Origin of the sequence: Pseudomonas sp. RIT-562 (genome assembly GCF_026241895.1) — a bacterium.
GTDB lineage: Bacteria > Pseudomonadota > Gammaproteobacteria > Pseudomonadales > Pseudomonadaceae > Aquipseudomonas > Aquipseudomonas mandelii_F.
This window is the reverse complement of the sequence record NZ_JAPJIV010000028.1, coordinates 51,843-77,324: the sequence shown is the minus strand read 5'-3', so window position 1 is coordinate 77,324 and position 25,482 is coordinate 51,843. Positions and strand designations below refer to the sequence as shown.

Genomic DNA, 25,482 nt, shown 5'->3' with positions numbered 1-25,482 from the left:
ATCTGCATGTCGGGGCTCTTTATTCAGCGGGGCATTAACCTTGGAAGCGAGTCACCGACGCCAGGTTGCCGATTCGAGCGCCTACAACGATGTTGTTGTCTGCCTGAAGGCCAATTGCGCCGGAGTAGCTTGGCATACCCGCAGCATGGGGATTTGATACGCCATTTACACCAAATGTCAGATCGGCCTGGCCTTCTGCAGTAATCCGGCCCACCAGGCTGAGCGCGCGGGTGCTGAGCTCGCCTGCCACCACGATGGCGCCAGTCGAATCGACGCCGCCAGTGTTCCATTGTGATCCCTGAAGCGTGATCCGTGTGATATGGGCAGCGCCGCCATTGAAGCTGACGTCGTCCTTACCATCAGCGAGAGTCCGGACGACCCAGCCGTGTCGCGAGGTAGGAGAAGTGCCAGTTTTCAGCATGCCGATTGCCACAGGTTTCTGGTCCGGTTGCAGGACCAGCCGGCGCAGCTCGATGGAGCCTTCGCTGGAGCGCAATGTGCTGAACCCTGCAATACCGAACGAATCGTCACGGTTACCCGCCGCCGTGAAGCCTGCGAGAAAGCCACTGGTTGGGGTCGATCCGGCGACAATGATGTTGCCATTGGCTTGAGTGCCGGCGGAGACAGTCGTAGTGCTTTCGCCACCGTGTTTGAAAAATACATAACCACGATCATTGAAGGCTGGGTCCAAGTTGCCCTCTGTCGTCAGTTGAATCAACAGGCCCCAGTCGCGATAAGGAGTAATACCGCTGTTGTTCACCGCGAAAAGAATGTTCCCAGACTTGGGTTTTCTGCCAGCACTTTTCGCCGAACTGCTGGTTTTATCAGTGACAGGGGCAGGCTCGGTGAATGTGAACACGCCGCTTTGGCCAAAGGTGAGGTCAGGGGCTCCGGCAGCTTTGAAACGCGCGGCGGCGGGATAGTTTGGACTTAGGGGCGGGTTGTCCCGAACGCGCCCCGTCAGGACGATTTTGCCGTCGACAAGCATCAGGTCAGTGACGGTCGAAGTGGTAGTTGCCGGATCACCAAAGCTCCCGGTGGTGTAGCCTGTCGCAATCCCGTCCTCTCTGTCGGTACCAAAACCCTTGTCCAGTACGCCGTTAAGTTCGAGTCGGAACAACTTGAATTGGGCGCCCTTACTTGCGACACCCACGACTTTGCCTTTATCGGGCCCCTCACTCGCCCAGATCGCGAGCGCGACCACGTTTGAGCCATCCACCAGCGTCGAGCCATTGCTGCCATAGGCTGGGTCCAGTTCGCCCGCTTTGAGTGGTGTTTCGATAACGTTTTGAGTCGACATGTATTACTCCCTGCTGATTGTTGAAGATCCATGCTCCCGGATAAGTGCGGGGCCAGGTCATTGAGCCTTCCAGCAGGTGTTTGCGGTACTGGCAGATCTGTCAGGTAGTCGGCGGGGCATGAATTCCAAGCATAAAAAAGGCCCCCCGGCGCGAACCGGGAGGCCTTTTTACTGGCTGAGATCTCAGACCATTGGATCGCCAACGTGCAGAATCTTCATGCCGTTAGTGCCACCAATTGTGTGGTAGCTGTCGCCTTTGGTCAGGATGACCCAATCACCTTTCTCCACTACGCCGCGCTTGAGCAACTCGTCGATTGCCGCCTGGCTGACTTGCTCAGGCGGCAACGATGCCGGGTCGAACGGAACGGTGTAGACGCCGCGGAACATGGCCGCGCGGGCCTGGGTTTCGCGGTGCGGGGAGAACGCGTAGATCGGCACCGAGGAGCGGATGCGCGACATGATCAACGGCGTGTAGCCACTTTCGGTCAGGGCGATGATCGCCTTGACGCCGGGGAAGTGGTTGGCGGTGTACATGGCGGCCAGCGCGATGCTCTGGTCGCAGCTTTCGAAGACCTTGCCGATGCGGTGGCTGGAGGTCTTGCTGGTCGGGTGCTTTTCCGCGCCGATGCAGATGCGCGCCATGGCCTGTACGGCTTCCAGCGGGTACAGACCGGCAGCACTTTCAGCCGACAGCATGACGGCGTCTGTGTAGTCGAGCACGGCGTTGGCCACGTCGGACACTTCTGCGCGGGTCGGCATCGGGTTCTGGATCATCGACTCCATCATCTGGGTCGCCACGATCACGGCCTTGTTGTGACGGCGTGCGTGCAGGATGATTTTCTTCTGGATACCCACCAGCTCGGCGTCGCCGATTTCCACGCCGAGATCGCCACGGGCAACCATTACCGCGTCGGAAGCCTTGATCAGGCCGTCGAGGGTTTCATCGTCGGCTACGGCTTCGGCGCGTTCGATTTTCGCTACCAGCCACGCAGTACCGCCAGCTTCGTCGCGCAGTTGGCGTGCGTATTCCATGTCCGCGGCGTCGCGCGGGAAGGAAACAGCGAGGTAATCAACCTCCATTTCAGCGGCCAGCTTGATGTCGGCCTTGTCCTTCTCGGTCAGGGCCGGTGCAGTCAGGCCGCCACCGCGACGGTTGATACCTTTGTGGTCCGACAGCGGGCCACCGATGATCACGGTGCAGTTCAGTTCGGTGGCGGTGGCGGTATCGACGCGCATCACCACGCGACCGTCATCGAGCAGCAGCTCGTCGCCGACGCCGCAGTCCTTGACCAGGTCCGGATAGTCGATGCCGACGATCTGCTGGTTGCCTTCAGTCAGGGGATGGCTGGTGGAGAAGGTGAATTGATCACCGATCTTCAGCTCGATCTTCTTGTTGGCGAATTTGGCGATACGAATTTTCGGGCCTTGCAGGTCACCCAGCAGGGCGACGAAGCGGCCGTGCTTGGCAGCGAGGTCTCGCACCAGCTTCGCGCGAGCCTTGTGCTCGTCGGGGGTGCCGTGGGAAAAGTTCAGGCGGGCGACGTCCAGGCCAGCCAGAATCAGCTGTTCGAGAACTTCCGGCGAGTTACTGGCCGGGCCAAGGGTAGCGACGATTTTGGTACGACGGACGGACATGCAAAGACTCCTGAGTTCAAGCGCAGAGTGAGGCTACTATGCTCTTCGGTTGTAGTCATTGTTCCCGTGCACTACTTATTCGTTTGTCTGCTGAAACGAACATTGCTGAAGATTTTCGCCAACGGGTCGATACAGAGCTCAAGACAGGAGAACCCTCATGCGATTTGTGCTCATAGCCGCCTTGGCCCTCAGCGTCACGGGTTGCACCCGTTGGTCGATGAACCACCATTTGAATAACGCCTACAGCGCCTACGACCGTGGCAATTGCGAGCAAGTGACGCTCGAATTGTCGAAAGTCGAGCGCGCCAGTCGCGCACGGTCTTATGTATGGCCGGAAGTATCGATGTTGCGCGGATTGTGCCTGGAACGTCAGAAGCTGTTCGTTGATGCGGCGCAAACCTATCAATTCATCCTGGCATCGTACCCGCAAAGCGAATACGCGTTCCGCGCCCGTGCCCGCCTGGAGACCCTGCAATCACTGGGGCATTATCCACTGCGTAGCGCAGCCCAGGTGAGACCTACGCGTTTCTGATTGCACTTATCATCCAAAGCCTGGCTCACCCGCGGTGGTGAGCTATAGTCCAATGGCTCGAGTTTGAAGCCCAGTCTTCAGACCGGCGTCACACCTGTGATCGGCAGAAGTAGGCGGCAGCGGTCCATGGACTGTCGCACCAGGATCGGGGAGAGCGGGCCACAGCTGTTTTCGGCTGGTTCGTTCCGAAGCATTAGTGCGGCTCTGCTTAAGAGCCTGGCATAGCGAATTCAGCATGTTCACCGACCGCCGGATCGAACGGCATCAGCTGCCGTATTTTCTGCAAGTGTTCAATAGCTTGACCGACAAACCCATCGGCTACCTGGGCAACGTGTCCGAGGACGGGCTGATGTTAATCAGTCAGTTGCCCATGATGGTCGGCGCCGACTTTGATTTGCGCCTCAAAATCCCGGCCGGAGATGGCGGTCAGCAGATCATCGATGTGCGCGGCTGCTGCCTGTGGTGTCATGAAGACGCGACGCCCCATCATTACGATGCCGGTTTCAGCCTGCAGCGCGCGCCTGTCGAATACGGGTATCTGGTCAGCGCGTTGAGGCAGTACTTCAGTTTTCAGCCGATGCCGGCGTCTGCCTGACAGGAGACAGGCAGGTCAGGCGCTGCCACCACGCTTCAAGCTTAAATAGTGCGTCACCAGCGCCGCCCCCAGATCCCCCGGTCGCACGTCCACCACCGGAACGCCATGGGCACTCAAGCCCTCGTGCAGCTGCGCCCGGGAGTTCATGTAATCCACCGTCCCGCAGTAGGTAAGTGCTTCATCGAGCGTCTGGATCGGGGTCTGCAGGACCCGGTCGAGGACCTCTTCGCGCAAGCTCGCCACCAGCACCCTGTGCTGTTTGCTCAAGCGCTGAACGGCACTGAGCAGTCCTTCGTCGTCCTCGTCCCGCAGATTGGTGACCAGTACTACCAGGCTGCGGCGCTTCTGCCGAGCCAGCAGCTGGCTGGCAGCTGCCTGGTAGTCGGCAGGGCGCTGGCTGGTGTCCAGGTCGTAAACCGCATTGAGCAGAAAGTTGAGCTGCCCGCTGCCTTTGACCGGCGCCAGATACCGCGGCTGATCGCTGGCGAAGGTGCACAAGCCCACGGCATCACCTTGGCGCAAGGCGATGTAGCTGAGCAGCAGGCAGGCGTTGAGCGCATGATCGAAATGGGCCAGTTCGCCGTCCTGGCTGCGCATGCGCCGACCGCAGTCGAGCATGAAAATGATCTGTTGATCGCGTTCGTCCTGGTATTCCCGGGCAATGGGCGTGCGTTGCCGCGCGGTGGCCTTCCAATCGATCTGGCGCAGGCTGTCGCCTTCGCGAAATTCGCGCAGTTGATGAAACTCCAGGCCCAGGCCCCGACGTTGCCGCTGGCGTACGCCGAGCTGGCTCAGCCAGTTGTCGACTGCGAGCAGTTGGCCGCCATACAGGCGGGCGAAATCGGGGTAGACGCGGGTGCTGTCAATCACGGGCAGCAGGCGCTTGTCTGTCCACAGACCCAGTGGACTCGCCAGGTTGATTTCGCACTGTACGAAACCGAAGTGGCCGCGCTTGAGCGGGCGCAGACGATAACTGAACTGGCTGCGATGCCCCGGTTGCAGCTCGACCGTCAGTGGCAGGCTCTCGACGCTCAGGCCCGCAGGCGCATGGTCGTAGAGCTGAAAGGTTTGCGATGATGTGGACTCATGTTCGACCTCCAGGCGCACTTCGCTCCAGCGTCCCAATGCCAGGCTGGTGGGCATGTACCGAGTGATCCGCGGCGAGGGTTGGCGTTTGGCGCGCACGGCGTCGAGTATCGCCAGCATCAGCAGCGCCAGGAGCAATCCCCAGCTGATTGGCGCCAGACTTGCGGGCACCGCGACGCCTGTTGCGCGTAAAGTGCCGAGCACGATAGCGATCGCCAGCAGCAGTGCCAGCCAGATCAGCAGCAGGCGGGAGGGTTTCACAGGCGCGGTGCCGGCACTTGATCGAGTAGCTGCTTGAGCACCTGGTCAACGTCCAGGCCTTCGATATCCAGCTCTGGCGCGATGCGCACCCGATGGCGCAACACCGCCAGGGCGCAACCCTTGACGTCATCCGGGATGACAAAGTCGCCGCCGCGCAACAAGGCGCGGGCCCGGCCACAGCGCACCAGTGCGATAGAAGCTCGTGGCCCGGCACCAAGGATCAGCCCTGGCCAGCTGCGAGTGGTGCGCGCCAGGCGTACGGCGTAGTCGAGCACTTGCTCGTCCAGCGGTAAATCACTGGCAATGCGCTGTAGCGCCAGCACGTCCTTGGCCTGCAAAACCGTGCGCAACGGCTGCACGTCGAGCATGTCGGCGCGGGTCGAACGGGTGACCTGGCGCACCATGTCCAGTTCCTGGCCGGCGTCGGGATAGTCCATGCGCACCTTGAGCATGAAGCGGTCCAGTTCTGCTTCCGGCAAAGGATAAGTGCCTTCCTGCTCGATCGGATTCTGCGTGGCGAGCACCATGAACGGCTGCGCGATGGGCAGTGCGCGACCTTCGAGGGTGACTTGGCGTTCCTGCATGGCTTCCAGCAGCGCCGCCTGGGTTTTCGCCGGAGCACGGTTAATTTCATCCGCCAGCAGCAGGTTGGTGAACAGCGGGCCCTTGCGCAACTTGAACTGCTCGGTCTGCAGGTCGTATACCGCGTGCCCGGTCACGTCACTGGGCATCAGGTCCGGGGTGAACTGGATGCGCGCAAATTCGCCGCCGAAACAGCGGGCGAGGGCGCGCACCAGCAAGGTCTTGCCCAGGCCCGGTACTCCTTCGAGCAGCACATGACCGCCGGCGATCAGGGCCGTCAGGACGTCATCGATCACTGAGTCCTGGCCGATCAGGGCTTTGCGCAATTCAGCCCTGACCGCTTGGGCCAACTGACTGGCGCGCTGGCGTTGCTGGGCGGCGTGGCTCGGCGTTCCAGGTTCTGTCTGTTCACTCATAAGGCATTCCTCAAGGATTGCAGGTGGGCCACCTGGCGGCTGAAGTCGGCGCTGTTCAGCCGCTCTTTCGGTCGCGGGCTCATGGCCTGGCTGATAGCGCGTGTGGGTTGGCCGGTCAGGCGTGACAGCACCAGCCATTGTTCGGCGACGCCGAGTTGATCAAAGCCCTGGTGACGGCGTCTTACGCGCCGCAGGATGTCCTGGCGCAAGGCCTGCAGCAGGCTGTGCTGGCCGTTGCGCCGGAGCATGAAACTGGCGCTCGCGCGCAAGTGTTCCTGAAGTTGTCGGCGTGCGGGTGCCGGCGTTTCCTGCAACGGCCCATGGCGTATGCCGGCACGCCAGCAGCCGAGGCCGATCAGCGCGAGCAACGCCACCAGTGCCTGGGGGAAATAGCGCAGCAGCAGGGTCAGGAGGTTGTCGTGATCGGTGTTGAACAGCAACGTCACCTGCGTATCGGCAGTGAGGTACCAGAGCAGCCAGGCGTTGTCGTATTGGTCGATGGCCGGGTTTTTCCACAGGTCGGCGTCGGTGACCACGACGATCGAACCGAGCCCGTGGTTGAGCTGCATCATGTGCGTTGCCTTGGCGCTGTTGGCCCAGGCCTGGGCCAGGTTTTGCGGGTCTTCGAGATGAAAGGCCGTGTCGAAACCGGCATAGGCCGGCCCGTCGTCATCTTCCAGGTAAAGCTTGGTGAGCTCGGGGTAAGGATCATCGCCGGGAGCCGGCAGCGGATCTTTCAGGTCCTTGCTCAGGGACTGATGCAGCTGTACGCGGTCGAGCAACAGGTCGTTGCTTTGCCCGGTTTTTTCATCCCACAGCGACTCGGCCACGAACACCAGGCGGCCACCGGCGCGCGTCCAGTTCAGAACCTGGTCGACCTGCCTGGGCGTCATGTTGTAGCGGTCGCCGAACAGCAACAGGCTGTGCTGGCGCGGATCGAGCGAGGGCAGGATGTCGAGACCATTCGCGTGCCCGACGTCCAGGCCCTGTTTGCGCAGGAACTGCTCGGCGGCCAGGTAAGGATTGGCCACGGCCTCGGGCGCGGGACCGTGATCGATCTGCTCCTGATAAGGCGTCGCCTTCAGGTAGAGGTAGATAGCCAGGCTCACCAGCAGCACCGCGATAAGGAGGACGACGGCCAAGCCGTACCGGCGTTTCAATGCGCGACTCCTGGGCCGAACAAAGCGCGCCAGCCGTCACACAGTTGTTGCTGCACCGAGGCGGGCGGTACTCGATGTCCGTACGCCATGTTCTGCCAGTGTCCGGTGAGGTTTTTGCTGAATGCCGCCAATGCCGGCTGGTTCAATTGCTCGATACGCTGCAACACCTCACCTTCGGTGTCAGCCGGTTTCAGCGCCAGGTCGAAGTCGTGCAGCAGGTGGCTGAGCAGGGCACGATAGAGCAAGCCGAGGGCTTCACGGGGTTGGGTCTGCCATAACTGCTCGGCACTGGCGGCGATGTCGGCGGGCAAGGTTTCGCGGCCAAGGTCGAGGCCGAATGCCTGGCGCGGGAGTGTTCGCGGTAGTTTTCGATTTGCCAGCGGTCGACGGCTGACAAAGGCCTGCAGCCAGTCGCGGTAATGCCAGATCAACAGGCCCGCCGCCCCGATCACCGAGCCCCATAGCAGCGCTTCGATCAGCGTCGCCACTGCACCGAAACGCTGGGCGTCGAGCAGCTTGAGCAGTGCCTTGAGCCAGGCGGGAGTCGGGTAGTCGTCAGCATTTCCAGGGCCTTCTTGCTCGTCGCCGAAGCGATAGCGGGTGATGGTTTGCTTGTTCTTGAACGGTGGGTTATCGAGAATGGCCTTGATGCTGTCCCGGGAGGCCTGGCTGGTCAGGGGTTGTTCCAGAAGTCGCGGGCTATCGGGGGACACTGCCGGCTCTGCGGCCCAGACGCCTTGCGTGCTGGGCATCAGCAAAAACGTCGCCAGCAGTAGAATGGCCGCGCTGCCTTGCAGGCGCTGGCGCAGTCGGCGAAATACCAGTTCGAGGTCCCAGGCTTCCAGCACGGTACGCCGATTCAGATACAGGCTGAAGCCGCAGGCTACGTAGATCGGTTCCCACACGATCAGCACCAGTACATAGAAGAGGTTGCTCAGGTGTTCGAGCCAGCCCCAGTCCTGCTGACTGGCGGAGATCAGCGCTTGCCAGCCCCAGTCGATTTCAACCTGTTGCGGCAACAGCAGGTAGAACAGCACCGTAAGGCCGATCCACAAGGCGCTTTCCAGGTGCACGCCGATGAGGGTCAGCCAACGCGCTGCATTGGCGTCGCGCTGCATCAGCACCTGCAAGCGCTGTTCCCGCGCCGGGCCGTCGAGCCCTTCCAGTTGCATCACCGGCATCAGAAAACTGCGACTCAGGCTCAGGCGGCGCCAGGTCAGGCTGGCAATCAATTGCGGCCTCAAAAGTCGCGGCCATTGGCGCAGCGCCTGTTTCAAGGTTGGGGTTTCACCGAACAGGGCTTTGGAAAGGATGAACAACGGCAGGCGTTCAAATGCCGGTTTCAACCACCAGAAAATGAACACGGCGAGGGTCGGCGAATCCCAGAGCAGCACACTGAGCAGCGCAAACACTGGAAGGGTCACGATGGCCCAACTGGTCATTAGCAGGCGGCGATGACGCTGGCTCATTAAAACGCCCAGGTCCATGGCTTCCCAGGTCCGGCGCGGTCGAATCACTACCGTCGCATCACTCAGGCGCATGGCGAGTCCGTCCGGCAAACAGCAGATACGCGGCGACCGCAGACCAGAGCACGGCGCCCACCAGGTATTTGATGGCTGGCGCAGGCCCGGTCATCGATGACCAGTACGCTTCGATGAATGCGGCGATCAGCAGAAACAACATCACCCCGCAGATCAGCTGGACGCTTTTTTTCGCCGCCGTTCGCAAGGCCTCTGCCCGCCGCATTTGTCCTGGCGCGATCAACGCCCAGCCAAGTTGCAGGCCTGCAGCGCCCGCCAGGACAATGGCTGTGAGTTCAAACGCGCCGTGCCCGATGACGAACGACCAGAAGGTCTGCCCGAAACCGATATGGGTCAGGTGACCGGCCACCGCGCCGATCATCAAGCCGTTGAACACCAGGAAAAATGCGCTGCCAAGGCCAAACAGCAGCCCGCTGGCGAAGGTCTGAAAGGCGATGCCAATGTTGTGCATGATGTAGTAGCCGAACATCACCCAGTCCTCGCTGGCGGCCCGTTCGGCGGTGCGCCCCAGATGACCGGATTCAGGGTCGTACATGCCTTGCATCTGGCTGACCTGCTCTGCCGGAATCAGGTTGTAGATCAGCTCCGGAAACCACAGTACCAGCAGCGCAAAGCCGATCAGGCTGGTGAAAAACAGCAAGCCTGCCGCCAGGACGAAGTGCCATTGCTGGCGCACCAGTCGAGGAAAATCCGCCAGGATAAACGCCATGGCCGTGGCTCCCAGCTGGCCGCGATGGCGGTACAGTTGTTGATGCCCGCGCAGGACCAGTTGCTGCAATGAGTCCACAAGAAAACTGCTGTAGCCACGCTCTCGGGCCAGCGCCAGGTGGTGGCACAGGCGACGATAATCGGCGGGGAAAGTGTTCGATCCGGAGGTTTTTTTGCCCCGCTCCAAGCCGTCGAGTGTCAGCGACAATCGCTCCCATTCAGCGCGGTGGCGGTTCTCGAACAGACTCTGCTTCATGCCGGTCCCATCAAGCCGCGGGCTATTCCACCGAGTTCGGCGACGGCCGTCGGTGCGTGGAGCTGCAAGGGTTGCACGACGATGGCGGCCAACTCGTCGGCCCGTGCTGCCGAGAGTTCACCCTGGCGTTCGGCAAAACCGAGGATCGCCCGTTGCTCGGCGAGGGTCAGGGCGATCACGGCCCGACGGGGTTCGACTTCAGACAATAGCGGGCGTTTGAGCGGCTGTTCGCGGTAGATCACCAGCGTGCCGGCGGCGAGGTCGCCGAGGCGTTTGAAAGTCGGATGTTGCAGGCAACTGATTGCACCCAGCGCGTAGCCAAAAGGCAGCATGTCGACGAACCGCAGGATGTTGCGCAACAGCGAGGCGGACCAGCCAACGGGAGTGCCATCATCCTGTACTACGCGCAATCCCATCCATTGCTTGCCTGGTGAGCGGCCCTGATTGAGCACTTCAAACAGCACCATGTACCACCAGCTCACGATGAACAACAGGATCGAGCCTAGCCCGGCCCCAAGTTTCCCCAGGAATGACAGCGCGATGAACAGCACGCCGAGGATCAAGCCGCGCAACCCGAGGTCGATGGAGAAGGCCAGCACCCGTACCATCAGCCCGGCCGGGCGCAGTGGCAAATCGATGCCCTCCGGCGTCTCGACCTGGTGCCGCGTGTCCAGTGGCGGTGACAGCGGCGCTTTCCTTGGCAGTGCTGTGGTCTCGAGCATGGGCAACCTTGATGTGGCCTGTTCGGGATTCTATCGGCTGGATGCTAACAGCCTCACGGGGTGAAACGACATCACAATGTAATACGCCGTATCCAAGTGACGCCGGCAGAATGACAACGGGGCTGGCCGCCGCCTTGCCTGAGCGCCTAGACTTCGCCGATCTACAGTTCAGGAAAAGCCCGTGACTTCCATCTTCTGGTACGACTATGAAACCACCGGCATCAATCCGCGATGCGATCGCCCACTACAGGTCGCCGGCATCCGCACCGACTTCGCGCTGAATGAAATAGATGAACCGGTCAACCTCTATTGCCAACCCAGTGAAGATATCCTGCCCCATCCTGCCGCCTGCGCGATCACCGGAATCACCCCGGGTTGCCTGGCCGAGCAAGGTTTGAGCGAGGCGGATTTCATGACCCGGGTGCACGCTCAGCTGGCTGCGCCGGGAACCTGCGGGGCCGGATACAACACCTTGCGCTTCGACGACGAGATGACCCGTTACAGCCTGTATCGGAATTTTTTCGACCCCTATGCCCGTGAGTGGCAGGGCGGGAACAGCCGCTGGGACCTGATCGACGTCGTGCGCGCAGCCTATGCCCTGCGTCCTGATGGCCTGGAATGGCCGACTGACGAACAGGGCAGGGTGACACTCAAGCTCGAACGCCTGACGGCCGCCAACGGCATCGACCATGGCAACGCCCACGAGGCGCTGTCGGACGTGCGTGCCACCATCGCTCTGGCCCGTCTGATTCGGGAAAAGCAGCCAAAACTCTATGACTGGTTGTTCCAGTTGCGTGGCAAGCAAAAGGTCCTGGATCAGATCCGCCTGTTGCAGCCCCTGGTGCACATCTCCGGGCGCTTCTCGGCGGCGCGCAATTATCTCGGCGTGGTCTTGCCCCTGGCGTGGCACCCGAAAAACAAGAACGCCCTGATCGTCTGCGACTTGCATCTGGACCCTCAATGTTTGTTCGATCTGGATGCCGAAGCACTCCGCGAGCGCCTGTATACCCGCAGCGATGATCTGGCCGAAGGCCAGTTACCGGTGCCGTTGAAGCTTATCCACATCAACAAGTGCGCGGTCGTGGCACCCTTGTCGGTCCTTCGTGGGCAAGATCAGCAACGCCTGGGTCTGGACATGGCGCTTTATCAGGCGCGCGCGCTGCGGCTAAGTGACGCAGCGCAAGTTTGGAAAGACAAAGTTCAGGCGATTTATGCCCGCGAGGGGTTTCTTCCGAGTGAAGACCCTGAACAACAGTTATACGATGGTTTCATCGGCGATCGAGATCGGCGCTTGTGCGAACAAGTCCGGGCGGCGGATCCGGCGCAACTGGCGCAACAGAAGTGGCCGTTCGATGATGAACGCCTGCCTGAATTATTGTTTCGATATCGCGCGCGCAACTTTCCTGACACCTTGAGTTTTGAAGAACAGGAACGTTGGCAGATATTCTGTCGGCAGCGTTTGACTGCACCTGAGTGGGGCGCGCCCAATACCCTGGACTCTTTTGCAGAGGCCGCAGCCCAATTGATGCTTACTGCCACGCCAGATCAACGTGCAGTGTTGGATGACTGGGAGAAATATGTCGAAGTATTACGAGTTCGTTTGAACCTTTGAAAACGAACATGCCCGGCTTTGAACACCGGGCACAAAAAAACGCCAGCATCGAGCCGGCGTTTTTTTTGGCGCAGACTCAGTCTACGCCAGGCTCTGCGGCTTAGCCCAGCAGAGTCGCCCAGCCTTCAACCACGTCGCCGCCCCACTTGGCTTTCCACTCTTTCAGAGTTTTGTGGTTGCCACCTTTGGTTTCGATGACTTCACCGTTGTGCGGGTTTTTGTATTGTTTAACTTTGCGAGCGCGCTTGGTGCCAGTAGTTTTTACTGCGCCACCGCGTGGAGCCTTGGTTTTGGCTTCCGGGTCCAACAGCGCAATGATGTCGCGCAGGGACTTGGAATATTCGCCCATCAAGGTGCGCAGTTTGCCTTCGAATTCCAGCTCGGTTTGCAGTTTGTCGTCTTGGGACAGATTCTTCAAACGGGCTTGCAGCTCTTTGATAGCTTCTTCGGTGGCGCGATATTCGTTGATCAAGGACATGGGGACTACCTTATGTTGGGCGCTGGATAGCAGGTGACAGTGCGCCAATAATAGTCAGGGTGTTTCATCAAGTAAACATTTAACCGAAGTTTATTTAATTCACTTACGATGAGTAGGCGATAAATTTTGTCGCCAGTTAAATACTCTGAACAGCTCTTCATCAATCTTCACAATTGCCTCTTGAATATCAGCTGACACAGCACCATCGCGCGCAGCGGGACTGGCGCCGCAGCTGTTTTCCAAGGCCTCGCGCAAGGCCAGCCATCATCAGTACTGCAGTTTTGCTGCGTAATCGCTAGAATGGCGGCCTTTGCGAAGTTCTGGAGTTTCCCCCTCATGCGCACTTTTCGGCTGGTGATTGCTTGCCCGGACCGCGTCGGTATCGTTGCTAAAGTCAGTAACTTTCTGGCGTCACATAATGGCTGGATCACTGAAGCGAGCCATCACTCGGACAACCTCAGTGGCTGGTTCTTCATGCGTCACGAAATCCGTGCCGACTCGCTGCCTTTCGGTATCGAAGCTTTTCGGGAGGCCTTTGCGCCGATTGCCGAAGAGTTCTCGATGAACTGGCGCATTACCGATACCGCGCAGAAAAAGCGGGTTGTATTGATGGCCAGCCGTGAATCCCACTGCCTGGCTGACCTGCTGCATCGCTGGCACAGTGATGAGCTCGACTGCGAAATTTCCTGCGTGATTTCCAACCACGATGACTTGCGCAGCATGGTCGAATGGCATGGCATTCCGTACTACCACGTTCCGGTGAATCCGCAGGATAAGGAACCGGCATTCAAGGAAGTGTCTCGCCTGGTCAAACAGCACGATGCCGAGGTCGTGGTACTTGCCCGTTACATGCAGATCCTGCCGCCGGAGTTATGCAGTGAGTATGCGCACAAGGTGATCAACATTCACCACAGCTTCCTGCCGTCATTTGTCGGAGCCAAGCCGTACCACCAGGCTTCGATGCGTGGGGTGAAGTTGATCGGCGCCACTTGCCACTACGTGACCGAAGAGCTGGACGCAGGGCCGATCATCGAACAGGACGTGGTGCGTGTCAGCCATAGCGACAGTATCGAAGACATGGTTCGATTTGGTCGTGACGTCGAGAAGATGGTGTTGGCCCGCGGGCTGCGTTATCACCTCGAAGACCGGGTGTTGGTGCATGGCAACAAGACTGTGGTGTTCTGATAGCCGCACGTCCCTGTTGAATTTCGAAGGGCCTGAGCGTTCAATCGCTGCAGGCCCTTTGTTGTTTTTGCGGTGAGGATTTGGTTATGGCTGATCCACTAGATAAAGCGACTTCCACTGCGCCAGCGACGTTGGGGGAGGGGTGTCTGAGTCGTTATGATCCGGATGACTTGAGTGCCGAAGATGGCACGGAGTTTCCCGGGGCGCAGGAGTTGTGGCAGGAGTTGCACCCTGAAGGTGGGGATTCGTCACCCTAGGGGGAGTAGCTCACTGTGGGAGCAAAGCTTGCTCGCGATGGAGATTGAATTGATCTGTACATATCCGTTGCTGCGGTAATGGCTTCTAATGGTTCCGCTCTTACAGCGGGTCACTTGGAACAGCGCCAAGTAACCAAGCGCTTTTTGCCCCACCACTTGGCACCTCGCTAAGGCTCGGTGTGCCCGAACGCAGGCATTGCTCCGCGGGCCCGCCGCGATGGGCCTTCCCTGGCCCAGCGCGGCTAAACTGGCATCCTTGCCGGTTTACCCGCTCCGCAACACCTGCGTTCGGCCAGTGTGGTTAACGGGGCGTCCGCGATCAACAACCGGGCCGTGGCGGCCTTCGGGCCGACCAAGGCATCAAGCCGGCGCGCTGCGCTTGTTTGGCCGTGCGCCTCCCTGAATTTGAAATGAAAATCTCTGGGAGGTGATATTTGTGGGAGGTCAGCTGTGGGAGCAAAGCTTGCTCGCGAAGGCGGTGCACCAATCACCATCACTATTGAATTTCAATCCCTCATCGCGAGCAAGCTTTGCTCCCACAGTGGGTTGCAAGCGAAGATGTGCCATTCGCCGCTGACACACAGCCGAGCTAGCCGTCAGGGCGGCTCTCAGGCGGCCTCGGCCCGGTTGTTGATCGCGGACGCCCCGTTAACCACGATGCCCAAACGCAGGCATTGCGCAGCGGCTAAACCGGGCTTTTCCAAGTGACCCGCTGTAAAAGCGGAATAGAAGTCGTTACCGCAGCAACGGAAATGTCCGAAGAAGCAAGATCAAAAGATCGCAGCCTCGTTTCTCTCGACAGCTCCTACGCCCGAATCAACTTCCTCAACAGCGGCCGTCCCAGCATCAAAAAGAACACCGGCCCGCCCACCAGCAGATAAAAATAATACGTCACCGCCCGCCAGATAAGGATGGCCGCCGCCGCCGTCGACTTGCCCACCATGGGTGCCAGCAAGGCGGCCGAGGTCAGTTCTGCGGCGCCAGCGCCGCCTGGCAACAGGCTGAATTGCCCGGCGCTGAGTGACAGCATTTGGATCAAAAACGTCCAGGCCCACTGCAAGTCCGCCCCCAGCCCACGTACGGCCAGGTACAACACGCTGTATCGCAAACCCCAATGCAGGCAGGTCAAGGCGAACACCTTGAGCAGCGTCTGGCGGGGCAGTTTCAGGGTGTCGGTAAAGGCCGCAAGAAAGTGCAGGAGTTTGCGCGCCCAACGCAAGCGCGTGGAAGCTTTGACGTTCAGGCGGGCCAGCAGGCGACCGCTCAGGCGGATCAGTAGGCGGTGGTAACGCGCCACCGCCAGGCAACTGACGAGGCCGCCGAACATCGAGATGGCGCTGACCATCAGTAACCATTCCATGCGCTGGCTCAGGTGCTGGAACAATGCGTAAATCAAGATCCCGCTCAATGCGCAGAGGAAGAACACCAGGTCACTCAGCTGATCCATCGCAAACACCGCGCTGGCCTTGGCCGGGCGAACGCCCTGGCGCGAGAGCAAGGCCATGATCGTCAACGGCCCGCCGCTGCCTCCGGGCGTGGCGCAATAGGCGAACTCGGCGGCCATCACCACCCCCAGGCTGCGCAGCCGATTCACCTTGTGGCACTGGTCGCCCAGTAACAGGCGCAGGCGCAGGGTGTTCAAGACCCAGCACAGCAGAATCATGCCGAACATGACGAGCAGCCAGTGCAAGGGAAAATGTCGCAGTCGATACCAGGTTTCGTTACCACCCAGCAGGGACGGGATCAGCACCGCCACCAGCAGTGCGACCAGCAGCAGAATGACGCGACTCATGCAATGCGCCCCGCAGCTGCGCCCGGCAGGCGCAACCAGTCCGCCTTGGTCAGCGGCATGCGGCCCTGGTCCAGCAGGCGCTTGAGGGTTTGCAGCCAATACTCCCGGGAGAAACTGTGGCGCATGTCCACCGGATGCAGGCCGAGGCGAATCACCGGTGCTTGCTGCCAGCGCAGTTCTCGCCGGTCGCTGAGCCACTTTGACATGCCGCGACGCCAGGCACTGCGGGCGCTCCAGACCAGCCCAGGGGCATCGACGACACTGAAGTCCGGCAGCCGATAGAGGTGCTGTGGATCACTGGTGTAACTCAGCGGCAACCGGCGCAGGGCCTGCCGAGTACCAGCACTCATCAGCCAGGCCGGCGCGACGAACCCCTCCAGCGGCCAATCGTAGCGCTGGAACATCTCGACGCCTGCCTGCAGCCGGGATAGCGCCTGCTGCTCGGTCAACTGATAGAACTCGCCTTCGTGAGTGTAAATACGGCGCATGAACCAGTCCCGTGGAGTGCTCGGCGGCGAACCGTCGTCGCAATGAAAATAACCGTGCAGCGCCAGTTCGTCACCCCGGGCCAAACGTCGGGAGAGCAGCCGGCGAAAATCCGGGTGCGCTCGTAAATCGTTGTGTTTGTGAAAGTCCGGCACCACCAGCCAGGTCATCGGCACCGCGCCCAAGGCATCGACGGCTTCGACAAAGGGCTGATAGTCAGGCCAGGTCTGTGGCGCGACATCGTGCAGCACCAGCAGCAGGCAGGGCGTGCTCATGGATTCAGCCATTGGCGATCAGCGGCCAGTGAGTGCCCAGCACGGCGTGGTAGTGCCCCAGCAGGCTGTCGACCACGGTATCCCAGGCGTAATGCTGTTCGACATGGCGGCGAGCCTGTTTGCCCAAGGCCGTGCTGCCGCGACTGAATAACTCGTGGACGGCGTCGGCCATGGCCGCCGAGCTATTGGGGGAACAGAGCAGGCCGCACTGGTCGGTCACTATTTCCTGAAAAGCCCCGGCAGCGACCGCGATCACCGGGATGCCGCTGGCCATGGCTTCAAGGATCACCAGGCCGAAGGTTTCCTGATCGCCGGCGTGCAGCAGTGCATCGGCGCTGGCCAGCAGGCGCGCCACTTGAGGCGCCGGGCAGAACTCATCCACCACCGTGACGTTATCCGGCACGACGGCCGGCATGGATGAACCCACCAGCAGCAGATGAAAGCGCGGGCCCAGGCGCTTCATGCAGTCGAGCAATACGGGCAGGTTTTTTTCCTTGGAGCCGCGACCCGCGAAGATCAGCAGGTGAGTGTCTTTGGCAATGCCCAGTTCGGCCCGCAGTTCCGGGTCACGAGCGCTAGGGTTAAAGGTTTGCAGGTCGACGCCCAGCGGCTGTACGTAAACATTTTTCACCCCCAGGCCAATCAGCTTGTCGGCCATGACCTGGCTGGGCGCGAGTACCCGGTCGAAGTTGCCATACAGTTTGCTGACATAGGCTTCGACATTCGGCGTGACCCAGTTACCCATGCGATTACTGCACAGCAGTGGCAAATCCGAGTGATAGAAACCTATAACCGGAACGTCCAGTTGGCGCCGCGCGTCGAGGGCGGCCCAGGCGGTGAGGTAAGGGTCGCCGACTTCGATCAGATCGGGCTGTAAATCCTGCAGGACATTTCGCCAAGGAGCGAGGCGAACGGGAAAACGATAGCCTTTGCCAAAGGGCAGGGCGGGAGCGGGAACCGTATACACGCCATCCTGTTCACCCAGGGAGGCGCCGGGGATCAGCAAGCTGTGGCGAATGCCGGGCTTGATGCCCAGGCGTCGGTGTTTGGCATCCAGATACGTGCGCACGCCACCGCTGGCAGGGGCGTAGAACATGGTTATGTCAGCGATATGCACGATGAGCATCCCTCCGGTCCGTTGTTCTCCCTTGGTTGACCTTTATGAAGGATAGATGTTCGGTTGGGGTTTGCCTGGGGGGCAGACCGTCATCGCGAGCAGGCTCACTCCTACACTTGGAATGCGCATCCCCGTAGGAGCCCGGCTTGCCGGCGATGGCGGCCTCGAAATCGCCATCGCTTGCGTCGCACCGCAATCCACCGTACACCCCGATCCCTGTAGGAGTGAGCCTGTTCGCGACCGGGCCCGTAAGAGCAGCTTAAATCCTGAAACTGCCGACCAACTGCTTCAACCGCGCCGCCTGCTGCTCCAGGTCAGAACACGCCCGCAACGTCGACTGCAGGTTCTCCACGCCTTCCTGGTTCAATGTATTGATCTCGGTAATGTCGACGTTGATCGACTCCACCACCGCCGTCTGTTCCTCAGTCGCCGTGGCCACCGACTGGTTCATCCCGTCAATTTCGCCGATGCGCTGTGTCACGCTGTTCAGGCGTTCGCCAGCGAGGTTGGCGATGTCTACGCTGTCCTGGCTGTGGCGCTGGCTGTCGCTCATGTTGCTTACCGATTCGCGCGCACCTACTTGCAGTTCCTCAATCATCGTCTGCACCTGCTGTGCCGATTCCTGGGTGCGATGCGCGAGGTTGCGCACTTCATCGGCCACTACCGCAAACCCGCGCCCCGCTTCACCAGCCCGTGCCGCCTCGATTGCCGCGTTCAAGGCCAGGAGGTTGGTTTGCTGGGAGATGCTGGTGATGACTTCGAGGATCTGCCCGATGTTCACAGTCTTGCTGTTCAGCGACTCGATATTAGTGCTGGAGGCGCTGAGCATGCTCGACAGTTGATTCATCGCGGCGATACTGCGATCCACCACTTGCTGCCCGTCTTCGGCGAGGCTGCGCGCATCGCTGGCCTGACTCGAGGCCTGTGCGGCGTTACGGGCAATTTCCTGGGCCGCGGCGCCGAGTTGATTGATAGCGGCGGCCACGCTATTGGTGCGCGAGGCTTGCTGGTCGGAATTGAACATCGACGAATTCGACGCGGCGACTACGCGCAAAGCGACTTCATTGACCTGGCCGGTGGCCGAAGCTACTTCACTGATCGAGCCGTGGATACGCTCGACGAAACGGTTGAACGCGGTGCCGAGCACGCCGAATTCATCGTTATTCTGGATGGTCAGGCGCTTGGTCAGGTCTCCTTCGCCGTCGGCGATGTCTTCCATGGCGCGGGTCATTACGTGCAATGGCTGGATCAGCAGGCGGATCAACATACCCAGCAGAGCAATGATGATTGCCACGGCGATCAACGTCGCAACGACCGCCGAGGCGCGGAACTCGCTGAGCATCGAGAAGGCTTTGTCTTTATCGACCGACAGGCCGATGTACCAGTTGACCGAAGGCAGCCCTTTGACCGGGGTAAAGTTGACGATGCGGGTTTTGCCATCGACTTGCACCTCGCTGAAGTCACTGCTCAAGCGTGGTGTTCCTTGGGGAAACGCTTCGCTGAGGGTCTTCATTACCAGGGTTTTGTCCGGATGTACCAGGATCTTGCCATCGGAGCTGACCAGGAATGCGTAGCCCATGCCGTCGAAATCCCTGGCGCTGAGGGTGTCGATCAGGGTTTGCAGGCTCAGGTCGCCGCCCACTACGCCGACGCTCTGGCCGGCTTTTTTCGAAGCAGTGGCAATGGAGATGATGGTCTGGCCGGTGGCGGCATCGATGTAGGGTTCGGTCAGCGTGGCGGTGCTGCTGCTCTCGGCACCTTTGTACCAGGGGCGCACTCGCGGATCGAAGCCAGCAGGCATTTTGGCGTCCGGGCGGATGGTGAAGCTGCCGGTCGCATCGCCAAGGTAGGACGCCATGAAAGTCGATGTCAGCGCTTTCTGCTCAAGCAGACTGGCCACAGTGCCCGGTTCGGGGTTGATGGCGATGTTCTGGGCGAGGTTGTCGATCAGCAGAATGCGCCCGCTCAACCAGGTTTGAATATTGCTGGCGGTGACGTCGCCCATCTCGTTGAGGTAGTTGTCCAGGTCTTCGCGGATGGCGGTACGCTGCAGGTAGTCGTTGTACAGCGTAAACGAAGCAAAGGCGGCAATGACAATCAGCGCGGCGGCAAGCAGGATTTTATGACTGAAACGCAGGTTTTTGTTCATGGCTTGGGGTTCCGCTAAGGTCTTAATGTCCAGGGCGTGCTTTTATAAGAGAACGCGAATGGGTGGTGGCGAGCACACGCGGATAGCTCCGTTTTCTCTGTAGGAAATTACCGACGCTCTTCAATCCTCTGTATCGGCCATCGCGAATCAAAGATTAACCATGGGTGACGAAATGCCTGACTCCTCGCAACTTGTTATTGGTGCCGATCTCGCCGGCAGCCCCATTGCCCAGGCCATGCGCCTGGCCAATCGTCATGGCCTGGTCGCCGGTGCGACCGGGACGGGCAAGACCGTTACCTTGCAACGCCTGGCCGAAGCCTTCAGTGACGCCGGGGTGGCGGTGTTTGCCGCCGATATCAAGGGCGACCTGTGCGGGCTCGGGGCGGCCGGGAATCCCCAGGGCAAGATCGCCGAGCGCATCGCCGGCATGCCTTGGCTGAATCACCAGCCTCAGGCGTATCCGGTCACTTTGTGGGATATCCATGGAAAGTCCGGTCATCCGTTGCGCACCACGCTCAGCGAAATGGGGCCGTTGCTGCTGGGTAGCCTGCTGGAGCTGACCGACAGCCAGCAGTCGGCGCTGTACGCCGCGTTCAAGGTTGCGGATCGGGAGGGGCTGTTACTGCTGGACCTCAAGGATCTCAAAGCACTGCTCAATCACCTGCGCGACCACCCGGAGTTGCTGGGAGACGACGCCGCGCTGATGACCACCGGTTCCAGCCAGGCGTTGTTGCGCCGCCTGGCAACTCTGGAGCAGCAGGGCGCGGAGGCTCTGTTCGGTGAGCCGGCGCTGCAGCTCGAAGATATTCTGCAACCCACCGCCGAGGGGCGCGGGCGCATCCACCTGCTCGATGCCAGCCGCCTGGTTCACGAAGCGCCGAAGGTCTACGCCACGTTCCTGTTGTGGTTGCTGGCCGAATTGTTCGAGCAATTGCCCGAGCGCGGCGATGCGGACAAACCGCTGCTGGCGCTGTTTTTTGACGAGGCGCACCTGTTATTCGCCGGCACCCCCCAGGCCCTGCGTGATCGCCTGGAACAAGTGGTGCGGCTGATCCGTTCGAAAGGCGTGGGAGTGTATTTTGTCACCCAGTCGCCTGGCGACCTGCCGGATGATGTCCTGGCCCAGCTGGGCTTGCGCGTGCAGCACGGGCTGCGTGCATTTACCGCCAAGGAACAGAAATCCCTGCGCGCGGTGGCGGAAGGCTTCCGCCCCAACCCGGCGTTTGACGCCTTGTCGGTGCTGACCGAACTCGGGATCGGCGAGGCGCTGGTGGGCACCTTGCAGGACAAAGGCACCCCGGCGATGGTCCAGCGGGTGTTGGTGGCACCGCCGCAGTCGCGGATCGGACCCTTGACCGAAACCGAGCGCACACTGCTGATCGCCGGGTCGCCGTTCAAAGGCCGTTATGACAAGCCGATTGATCGTGAGTCGGCGTATGAAGTGCTGATGGGGCGCAAGGGATTGGCGCCGGAGCCTGAGTCTGTGCCGGGCAAACCTGAGGAACCGAGTTTTACCGACAAGGCTGGGGAGTTCCTTGGCACTGCGGCGGGGCAGGCATTGAAATCAGCGATGCGCCAGGCGGCCAATCAATTGGGCCGACAGTTGGTGCGCGGCTTGATGGGCTCGCTGCTTGGCGGCAGCAAACGCCGCTAAAAGCAAAAGATCGCAGCCTTCGGCAGCTCCTACGTAGGAGCTGCCGAAGGCTGCGATCTTTTGATCTTGCCGTTAAACCTTTGGTTTGGCGTGAGCCGCCAGCCGTTCCAGCGCTGCCCGAAGATTCGGATCGCTGATTCCGTCGGCCGTGGCCTGAATGGTTGCGCCTGCATCGGTCGACAAGCTGATGGTATGGCCCGCCGCCCCTTGCTGGACCGTGGGCGGTTGAACCTTGAACAGAATCCGCGTCAGGCTGGCAAATTCGTCGAACATCTGGAGTTGCCGTTGCAGGCGCTTCTGTTGATAACGCAGACGGGTCGCCCAGTGGCCATCGGTCACGATCAGCAGCAAACTGCCTTCGCGCCAGGAGGCCACATGACAGTGTTCCCGCGCAGCAGGCTGCAGCTGGCTTTCCAGCAGGCGTTGCAAATGACCCAGGCGTTGAGCGTGGCCAAAGATGGCTTTGAGCGGTTTGGCTTCGCGAAGCAGAACGGCGGGTGCTCTGGCCGTAAGAGGGCGAAATGCCATGATCAGACACCTGAAGTAACAGAGCCGCCATGTTAGCAGAAAGCACCCGATCCGCTCGCCCCATTGCTTTACGAACGCTTTACCCATTAAATCAACAAGTAACTTATGTCGTGAATGACTTGAAGTTCAGCAAAAAGCCCTTATTTTAAGTGAGCCCCGTCACAGCGCTGTGCCAGCATCGTGGAATAACGCCACTTTCCTCACCACCGTTTCCGGGTAGAATGCTCGTTCGCATGCGGCCATGAGGGCTGCTCGGGCGACTCACGGGGCCGCCCTCCATCCCTTTAGTGTGGAAGATCCTGCCGATATGTTTGCGCCTTTGTTAAAGAAACTTTTTGGAAGCAAGAACGAGCGTGAAGTCAAACGCATGCTCAAGACGGTGCAACTCGTCAATGCCTTCGAAGAGCAAATGGTGGCCCTTTCGGACGATCAATTGCGTGCCAAGACAGACGAGTTCAAGGCCCGCATCGCCAAAGGGGAAACCCTCGACAAGCTGTTGCCTGAAGCCTTTGCGGTCGCCCGCGAAGCCGGCAAGCGCGTCATGGGTATGCGTCACTTCGATGTCCAGCTGATCGGCGGCATGACCTTGCATGAAGGCATGATCGCGGAAATGCGTACCGGTGAAGGCAAGACCCTGGTGGCGACACTGGGCGTTTACCTGAACGCGCTGTCCGGCAAGGGCGTGCACGTTGTTACCGTGAACGACTACCTGGCCCGTCGCGACGCCAACTGGATGCGTCCGCTCTACGAATTCCTCGGCCTGACAGTCGGCGTGGTTACGCCGTTCCAGCCGCCGGAAGAGAAGCGCCTGGCCTACGCCGCCGATATCACCTACGGCACCAACAACGAATTCGGTTTCGACTACCTGCGCGACAACATGGCGTTCAGCATGGAAGAAAAATTCCAGCGCGAACTCAATTTTGCCGTGATCGACGAAGTCGACTCCATCCTCATCGACGAAGCTCGTACCCCGCTGATCATTTCCGGTCAGGCCGAGGACAGCTCCAAGATGTACGTCGAGATCAACCGACTGATCCCGCAGCTGGAGTTGCACGTCGAGGAAGTGGAAGGCGAAGTCACCAAGGCTGGCCACTACACCGTCGACGAGAAAACCCGTCAGGTGGAACTCAACGAAGCCGGTCACCAGTTCATCGAGGACATGCTCACCCGCGTCGGCCTGCTGGCTGAAGGCGAGAGCCTGTATTCGGCACATAACCTGGGCCTGCTGACCCACGTCTATGCCGGTCTGCGTGCGCACAAGCTGTTCCATCGCAACATCGAATACATCGTGCAGGACGGCCAGGTTGTGCTGGTCGACGAACACACCGGTCGTACCATGCCGGGTCGTCGTCTGTCCGAAGGCCTGCACCAGGCCATCGAAGCCAAGGAAGAGCTGAACATCCAGGCCGAAAGCCAGACCCTGGCTTCGACCACGTTCCAGAACTACTTCCGCCTGTACAACAAGCTGTCCGGGATGACCGGTACCGCTGACACCGAAGCGTTCGAGTTCCATCAGATCTACGGCCTGTCGGTCATGGTGATTCCACCAAACCGTCCGCTGGCGCGTAAAGACTACAACGACCTGGTGTTCCTGACCGCCGACGAGAAATACGCGGCAATCATCACCGACATCAAGGAATGCATGACCCAGGGCCGTCCGGTGCTGGTGGGTACTGCAACCATCGAAACTTCCGAGCACATGTCCAATCTGCTCAACAAGGAAGGCATCGAGCACAAGGTCCTGAACGCCAAGTTCCACGAAAAAGAAGCCGAGATCATCGCCCAGGCCGGTCGCCCAGGCGCACTGACCATCGCTACCAACATGGCCGGTCGTGGTACCGACATCCTGTTGGGCGGTAACTGGGAAGTGGAAGTGGCTTCGCTGGAAAACCCGACCCCTGAGCAAATTGCCCAGATCAAGGCCGACTGGCAGAAACGTCACCAGCAAGTGCTGGAGTCGGGTGGCCTGCAGGTGATCGCTTCCGAGCGTCACGAGTCGCGCCGTATCGACAACCAGTTGCGTGGCCGTGCCGGTCGTCAAGGTGACGCCGGTTCCAGCCGCTTCTACCTGTCGCTGGAAGACAGCCTGATGCGCATCTTCGCCTCTGATCGGGTGAAGAACTTCATGAAAGCCCTGGGCATGCAGCCTGGCGAAGCGATCGAGCACCGCATGGTGACCAACGCCATCGAGAAGGCTCAGCGCAAGGTTGAAGGTCGCAACTTCGATATCCGTAAGCAATTGCTCGAGTTCGATGACGTCAACAACGAACAGCGTAAAGTGATTTATCACATGCGTAACACGTTGCTGGCCGCTGACAACATTGGTGAAACCATCGCCGACTTCCGTCAGGACGTACTCAACGCCACCGTCAGCGCGCACATTCCTCCACAGTCGCTGCCTGAGCAGTGGGACGTGGCCGGTCTGGAAGCCGCTTTGCAGAGCGATTTCGGTGTGGCCCTGCCGATCCAGCAATGGCTCGACGAGGACGATCACCTGTACGAAGAGACCCTGCGCGAGAAGCTGATGAACGAGCTGATCGCCGCGTATCACGAGAAAGAAGACCAGGCAGGCGCGGATGCGCTGCGTACCTTCGAGAAGCAAATCGTGCTGCGCGTCCTGGACGACCTGTGGAAAGATCACCTGTCGACCATGGATCACCTGCGTCACGGCATCCACCTGCGTGGTTATGCCCAGAAGAACCCGAAGCAAGAGTACAAGCGCGAGTCGTTCACGCTGTTCTCCGAGCTGCTGGATTCGATCAAGCGCGACTCGATTCGTGTGCTGTCTCACGTTCAGGTTCGTCGCGAAGATCCAATCGAAGAAGAACAACGCCTGCGTCAGGAAGCCGAAGCACTGGCTGCGCGCATGCAGTTCCAGCACGACGAAGCGCCAGGTCTGGAGCAGCCGGAACTGCTGGGTGAAGAGGTCGATGTTGCCCTCGCATCCGCACCGGTGCGTAACGAACAGAAGCTGGGCCGTAACGAACTGTGCTACTGCGGTTCGGGCAAGAAATTCAAGCATTGCCACGGGCAGATCCAGTAAAACCCGTTCAGCAAGCTGAAATACCCGCGCCGCGACCGGCATCAGCCGTCGCGGCGTTTTGCCATTTGATACCGCCGATCACCTGCGTCGGCGATGACTATTTTAAGGAGCG

At 60.2% G+C, this 25,482-nt stretch carries 21 protein-coding genes and 1 pseudogene; 7 read left to right on the top strand and 15 right to left on the bottom strand.

Translation table 11 applies throughout. The annotated features are described in order from the left end of the window. Nucleotides 1-34: 34 nt before the first annotated feature. Entirely contained in the window at nt 35-1,300 is a 1,266-nt protein-coding gene (locus ORL50_RS26000; protein ID WP_266019225.1) for a hypothetical protein, read from the bottom strand. 183 nt (nt 1,301-1,483) lie between these two features. Then, entirely contained in the window at nt 1,484-2,935 is a 1,452-nt protein-coding gene (pyk, locus tag ORL50_RS25995) for a pyruvate kinase (RefSeq protein ID WP_122840121.1), read from the bottom strand. Nucleotides 2,936-3,092: 157 nt separating this feature from the next. Here pyk and ORL50_RS25990 point away from each other — a divergent pair, with 157 nt between their 5' ends. Then, complete coding sequence (locus tag ORL50_RS25990; RefSeq protein WP_266019223.1) at nt 3,093-3,467, top strand: tetratricopeptide repeat protein; 375 nt, start codon at nt 3,093-3,095, stop codon at nt 3,465-3,467. 235 nt (nt 3,468-3,702) lie between these two features. Next, nucleotides 3,703-4,062 (top strand): PilZ domain-containing protein, encoded by a 360-nt coding sequence (locus tag ORL50_RS25985; RefSeq protein WP_266019221.1) that lies wholly within the window; start codon nt 3,703-3,705, stop codon nt 4,060-4,062. A gap of 15 nt (nt 4,063-4,077) precedes the next feature. Here the strand turns inward: ORL50_RS25985 and ORL50_RS25980 are convergent, their stop codons facing one another. From ORL50_RS25980 to ORL50_RS25955, 6 genes are read right to left on the bottom strand one after another with little or no spacing between them, the layout of a single operon-like run. After that, complete coding sequence (locus ORL50_RS25980) at nt 4,078-5,409, bottom strand: DUF58 domain-containing protein (RefSeq protein WP_266019219.1); 1,332 nt, start codon at nt 5,407-5,409, stop codon at nt 4,078-4,080. Next, a complete protein-coding gene (locus ORL50_RS25975) occupies nt 5,406-6,407 on the bottom strand; it encodes an AAA family ATPase (protein WP_266019218.1) in 1,002 nt (333 codons plus the stop codon). The genes ORL50_RS25980 and ORL50_RS25975 overlap by 4 nt, the downstream gene beginning before the upstream one ends. Next, nucleotides 6,404-7,567 carry a DUF4350 domain-containing protein gene (locus ORL50_RS25970; protein ID WP_266019217.1) on the bottom strand — a complete coding sequence of 388 codons (1,164 nt, stop codon included), beginning with the start codon at nt 7,565-7,567 and terminating at the stop codon, nt 6,404-6,406. The genes ORL50_RS25975 and ORL50_RS25970 overlap by 4 nt, the downstream gene beginning before the upstream one ends. Continuing rightward, nucleotides 7,564-9,108, bottom strand: coding sequence for a DUF4129 domain-containing protein (locus tag ORL50_RS25965; RefSeq protein WP_266019216.1), 1,545 nt, complete (start codon nt 9,106-9,108; stop codon nt 7,564-7,566). The genes ORL50_RS25970 and ORL50_RS25965 overlap by 4 nt, the downstream gene beginning before the upstream one ends. Then, the gene (locus ORL50_RS25960; RefSeq protein ID WP_266019214.1) at nt 9,095-10,072 is read right to left on the bottom strand and encodes a stage II sporulation protein M; all 978 of its coding nucleotides are present in this window, start codon (nt 10,070-10,072) and stop codon (nt 9,095-9,097) included. The genes ORL50_RS25965 and ORL50_RS25960 overlap by 14 nt, the downstream gene beginning before the upstream one ends. After that, complete coding sequence (locus tag ORL50_RS25955; RefSeq protein WP_266019213.1) at nt 10,069-10,794, bottom strand: RDD family protein; 726 nt, start codon at nt 10,792-10,794, stop codon at nt 10,069-10,071. The genes ORL50_RS25960 and ORL50_RS25955 overlap by 4 nt, the downstream gene beginning before the upstream one ends. A gap of 181 nt (nt 10,795-10,975) precedes the next feature. Here ORL50_RS25955 and sbcB point away from each other — a divergent pair, with 181 nt between their 5' ends. Then, the gene (sbcB, locus tag ORL50_RS25950; RefSeq protein WP_266019212.1) at nt 10,976-12,406 is read left to right on the top strand and encodes an exodeoxyribonuclease I; all 1,431 of its coding nucleotides are present in this window, start codon (nt 10,976-10,978) and stop codon (nt 12,404-12,406) included. Between the two features lie 100 nt (nt 12,407-12,506). On the opposite strand, the gene mvaT is transcribed toward sbcB, so the two are convergent. Further along, complete coding sequence (gene mvaT, locus ORL50_RS25945; RefSeq protein ID WP_008058684.1) at nt 12,507-12,884, bottom strand: histone-like nucleoid-structuring protein MvaT; 378 nt, start codon at nt 12,882-12,884, stop codon at nt 12,507-12,509. Between the two features lie 336 nt (nt 12,885-13,220). Between mvaT and purU the strand changes: the two genes are divergently transcribed. Both purU and ORL50_RS25935 read left to right on the top strand, forming a co-directional pair. Further along, on the top strand, nt 13,221-14,069 hold the full coding sequence (gene purU / locus ORL50_RS25940; RefSeq protein ID WP_247291804.1) for a formyltetrahydrofolate deformylase: 849 nt from the start codon (nt 13,221-13,223) through the stop codon (nt 14,067-14,069). Nucleotides 14,070-14,155: 86 nt separating this feature from the next. Then, nucleotides 14,156-14,326, top strand: a complete 171-nt coding sequence (locus ORL50_RS25935) for a hypothetical protein (protein ID WP_266019211.1) — start codon at nt 14,156-14,158, stop codon at nt 14,324-14,326. 805 nt (nt 14,327-15,131) lie between these two features. On the opposite strand, the gene gpgF is transcribed toward ORL50_RS25935, so the two are convergent. The 5 genes and pseudogenes from gpgF to ORL50_RS29195 all read right to left on the bottom strand — a co-directional run. Continuing rightward, nucleotides 15,132-16,118, bottom strand: coding sequence for a glucosaminyl phosphatidylglycerol flippase (gene gpgF / locus ORL50_RS25930; protein WP_266019210.1), 987 nt, complete (start codon nt 16,116-16,118; stop codon nt 15,132-15,134). Beyond that, nucleotides 16,115-16,891: an N-acetylglucosaminyl phosphatidylglycerol deacetylase gene (gene gpgD, locus ORL50_RS25925; RefSeq protein WP_266019209.1), complete on the bottom strand. Its 777-nt coding sequence runs from the start codon at nt 16,889-16,891 to the stop codon at nt 16,115-16,117. The genes gpgF and gpgD overlap by 4 nt, the downstream gene beginning before the upstream one ends. After that, the gene (gene gpgS, locus ORL50_RS25920) at nt 16,884-18,005 is read right to left on the bottom strand and encodes an N-acetylglucosaminyl phosphatidylglycerol synthase (protein WP_266019208.1); all 1,122 of its coding nucleotides are present in this window, start codon (nt 18,003-18,005) and stop codon (nt 16,884-16,886) included. Before gpgS ends, gpgD begins: the two co-directional genes overlap by 8 nt. A 250-nt stretch (nt 18,006-18,255) precedes the next feature. Then, nucleotides 18,256-19,020, bottom strand: coding sequence for a methyl-accepting chemotaxis protein (locus ORL50_RS29200; protein WP_416236049.1), 765 nt, complete (start codon nt 19,018-19,020; stop codon nt 18,256-18,258). A gap of 93 nt (nt 19,021-19,113) precedes the next feature. Further along, nucleotides 19,114-20,145: pseudogene (locus ORL50_RS29195) on the bottom strand (HAMP domain-containing protein); the annotation flags it as partial. 172 nt (nt 20,146-20,317) lie between these two features. Here ORL50_RS29195 and ORL50_RS25910 point away from each other — a divergent pair. Next, the gene (locus ORL50_RS25910) at nt 20,318-21,799 is read left to right on the top strand and encodes a helicase HerA-like domain-containing protein (RefSeq protein ID WP_266019248.1); all 1,482 of its coding nucleotides are present in this window, start codon (nt 20,318-20,320) and stop codon (nt 21,797-21,799) included. Between the two features lie 72 nt (nt 21,800-21,871). On the opposite strand, the gene ORL50_RS25905 is transcribed toward ORL50_RS25910, so the two are convergent. Next, the gene (locus ORL50_RS25905; RefSeq protein ID WP_007945864.1) at nt 21,872-22,327 is read right to left on the bottom strand and encodes a DUF721 domain-containing protein; all 456 of its coding nucleotides are present in this window, start codon (nt 22,325-22,327) and stop codon (nt 21,872-21,874) included. A 307-nt stretch (nt 22,328-22,634) separates the two neighbouring features. Here ORL50_RS25905 and secA point away from each other — a divergent pair, with 307 nt between their 5' ends. Continuing rightward, nucleotides 22,635-25,370, top strand: coding sequence for a preprotein translocase subunit SecA (secA, locus tag ORL50_RS25900; protein ID WP_266019206.1), 2,736 nt, complete (start codon nt 22,635-22,637; stop codon nt 25,368-25,370). Nucleotides 25,371-25,482 lie beyond the last annotated feature (112 nt).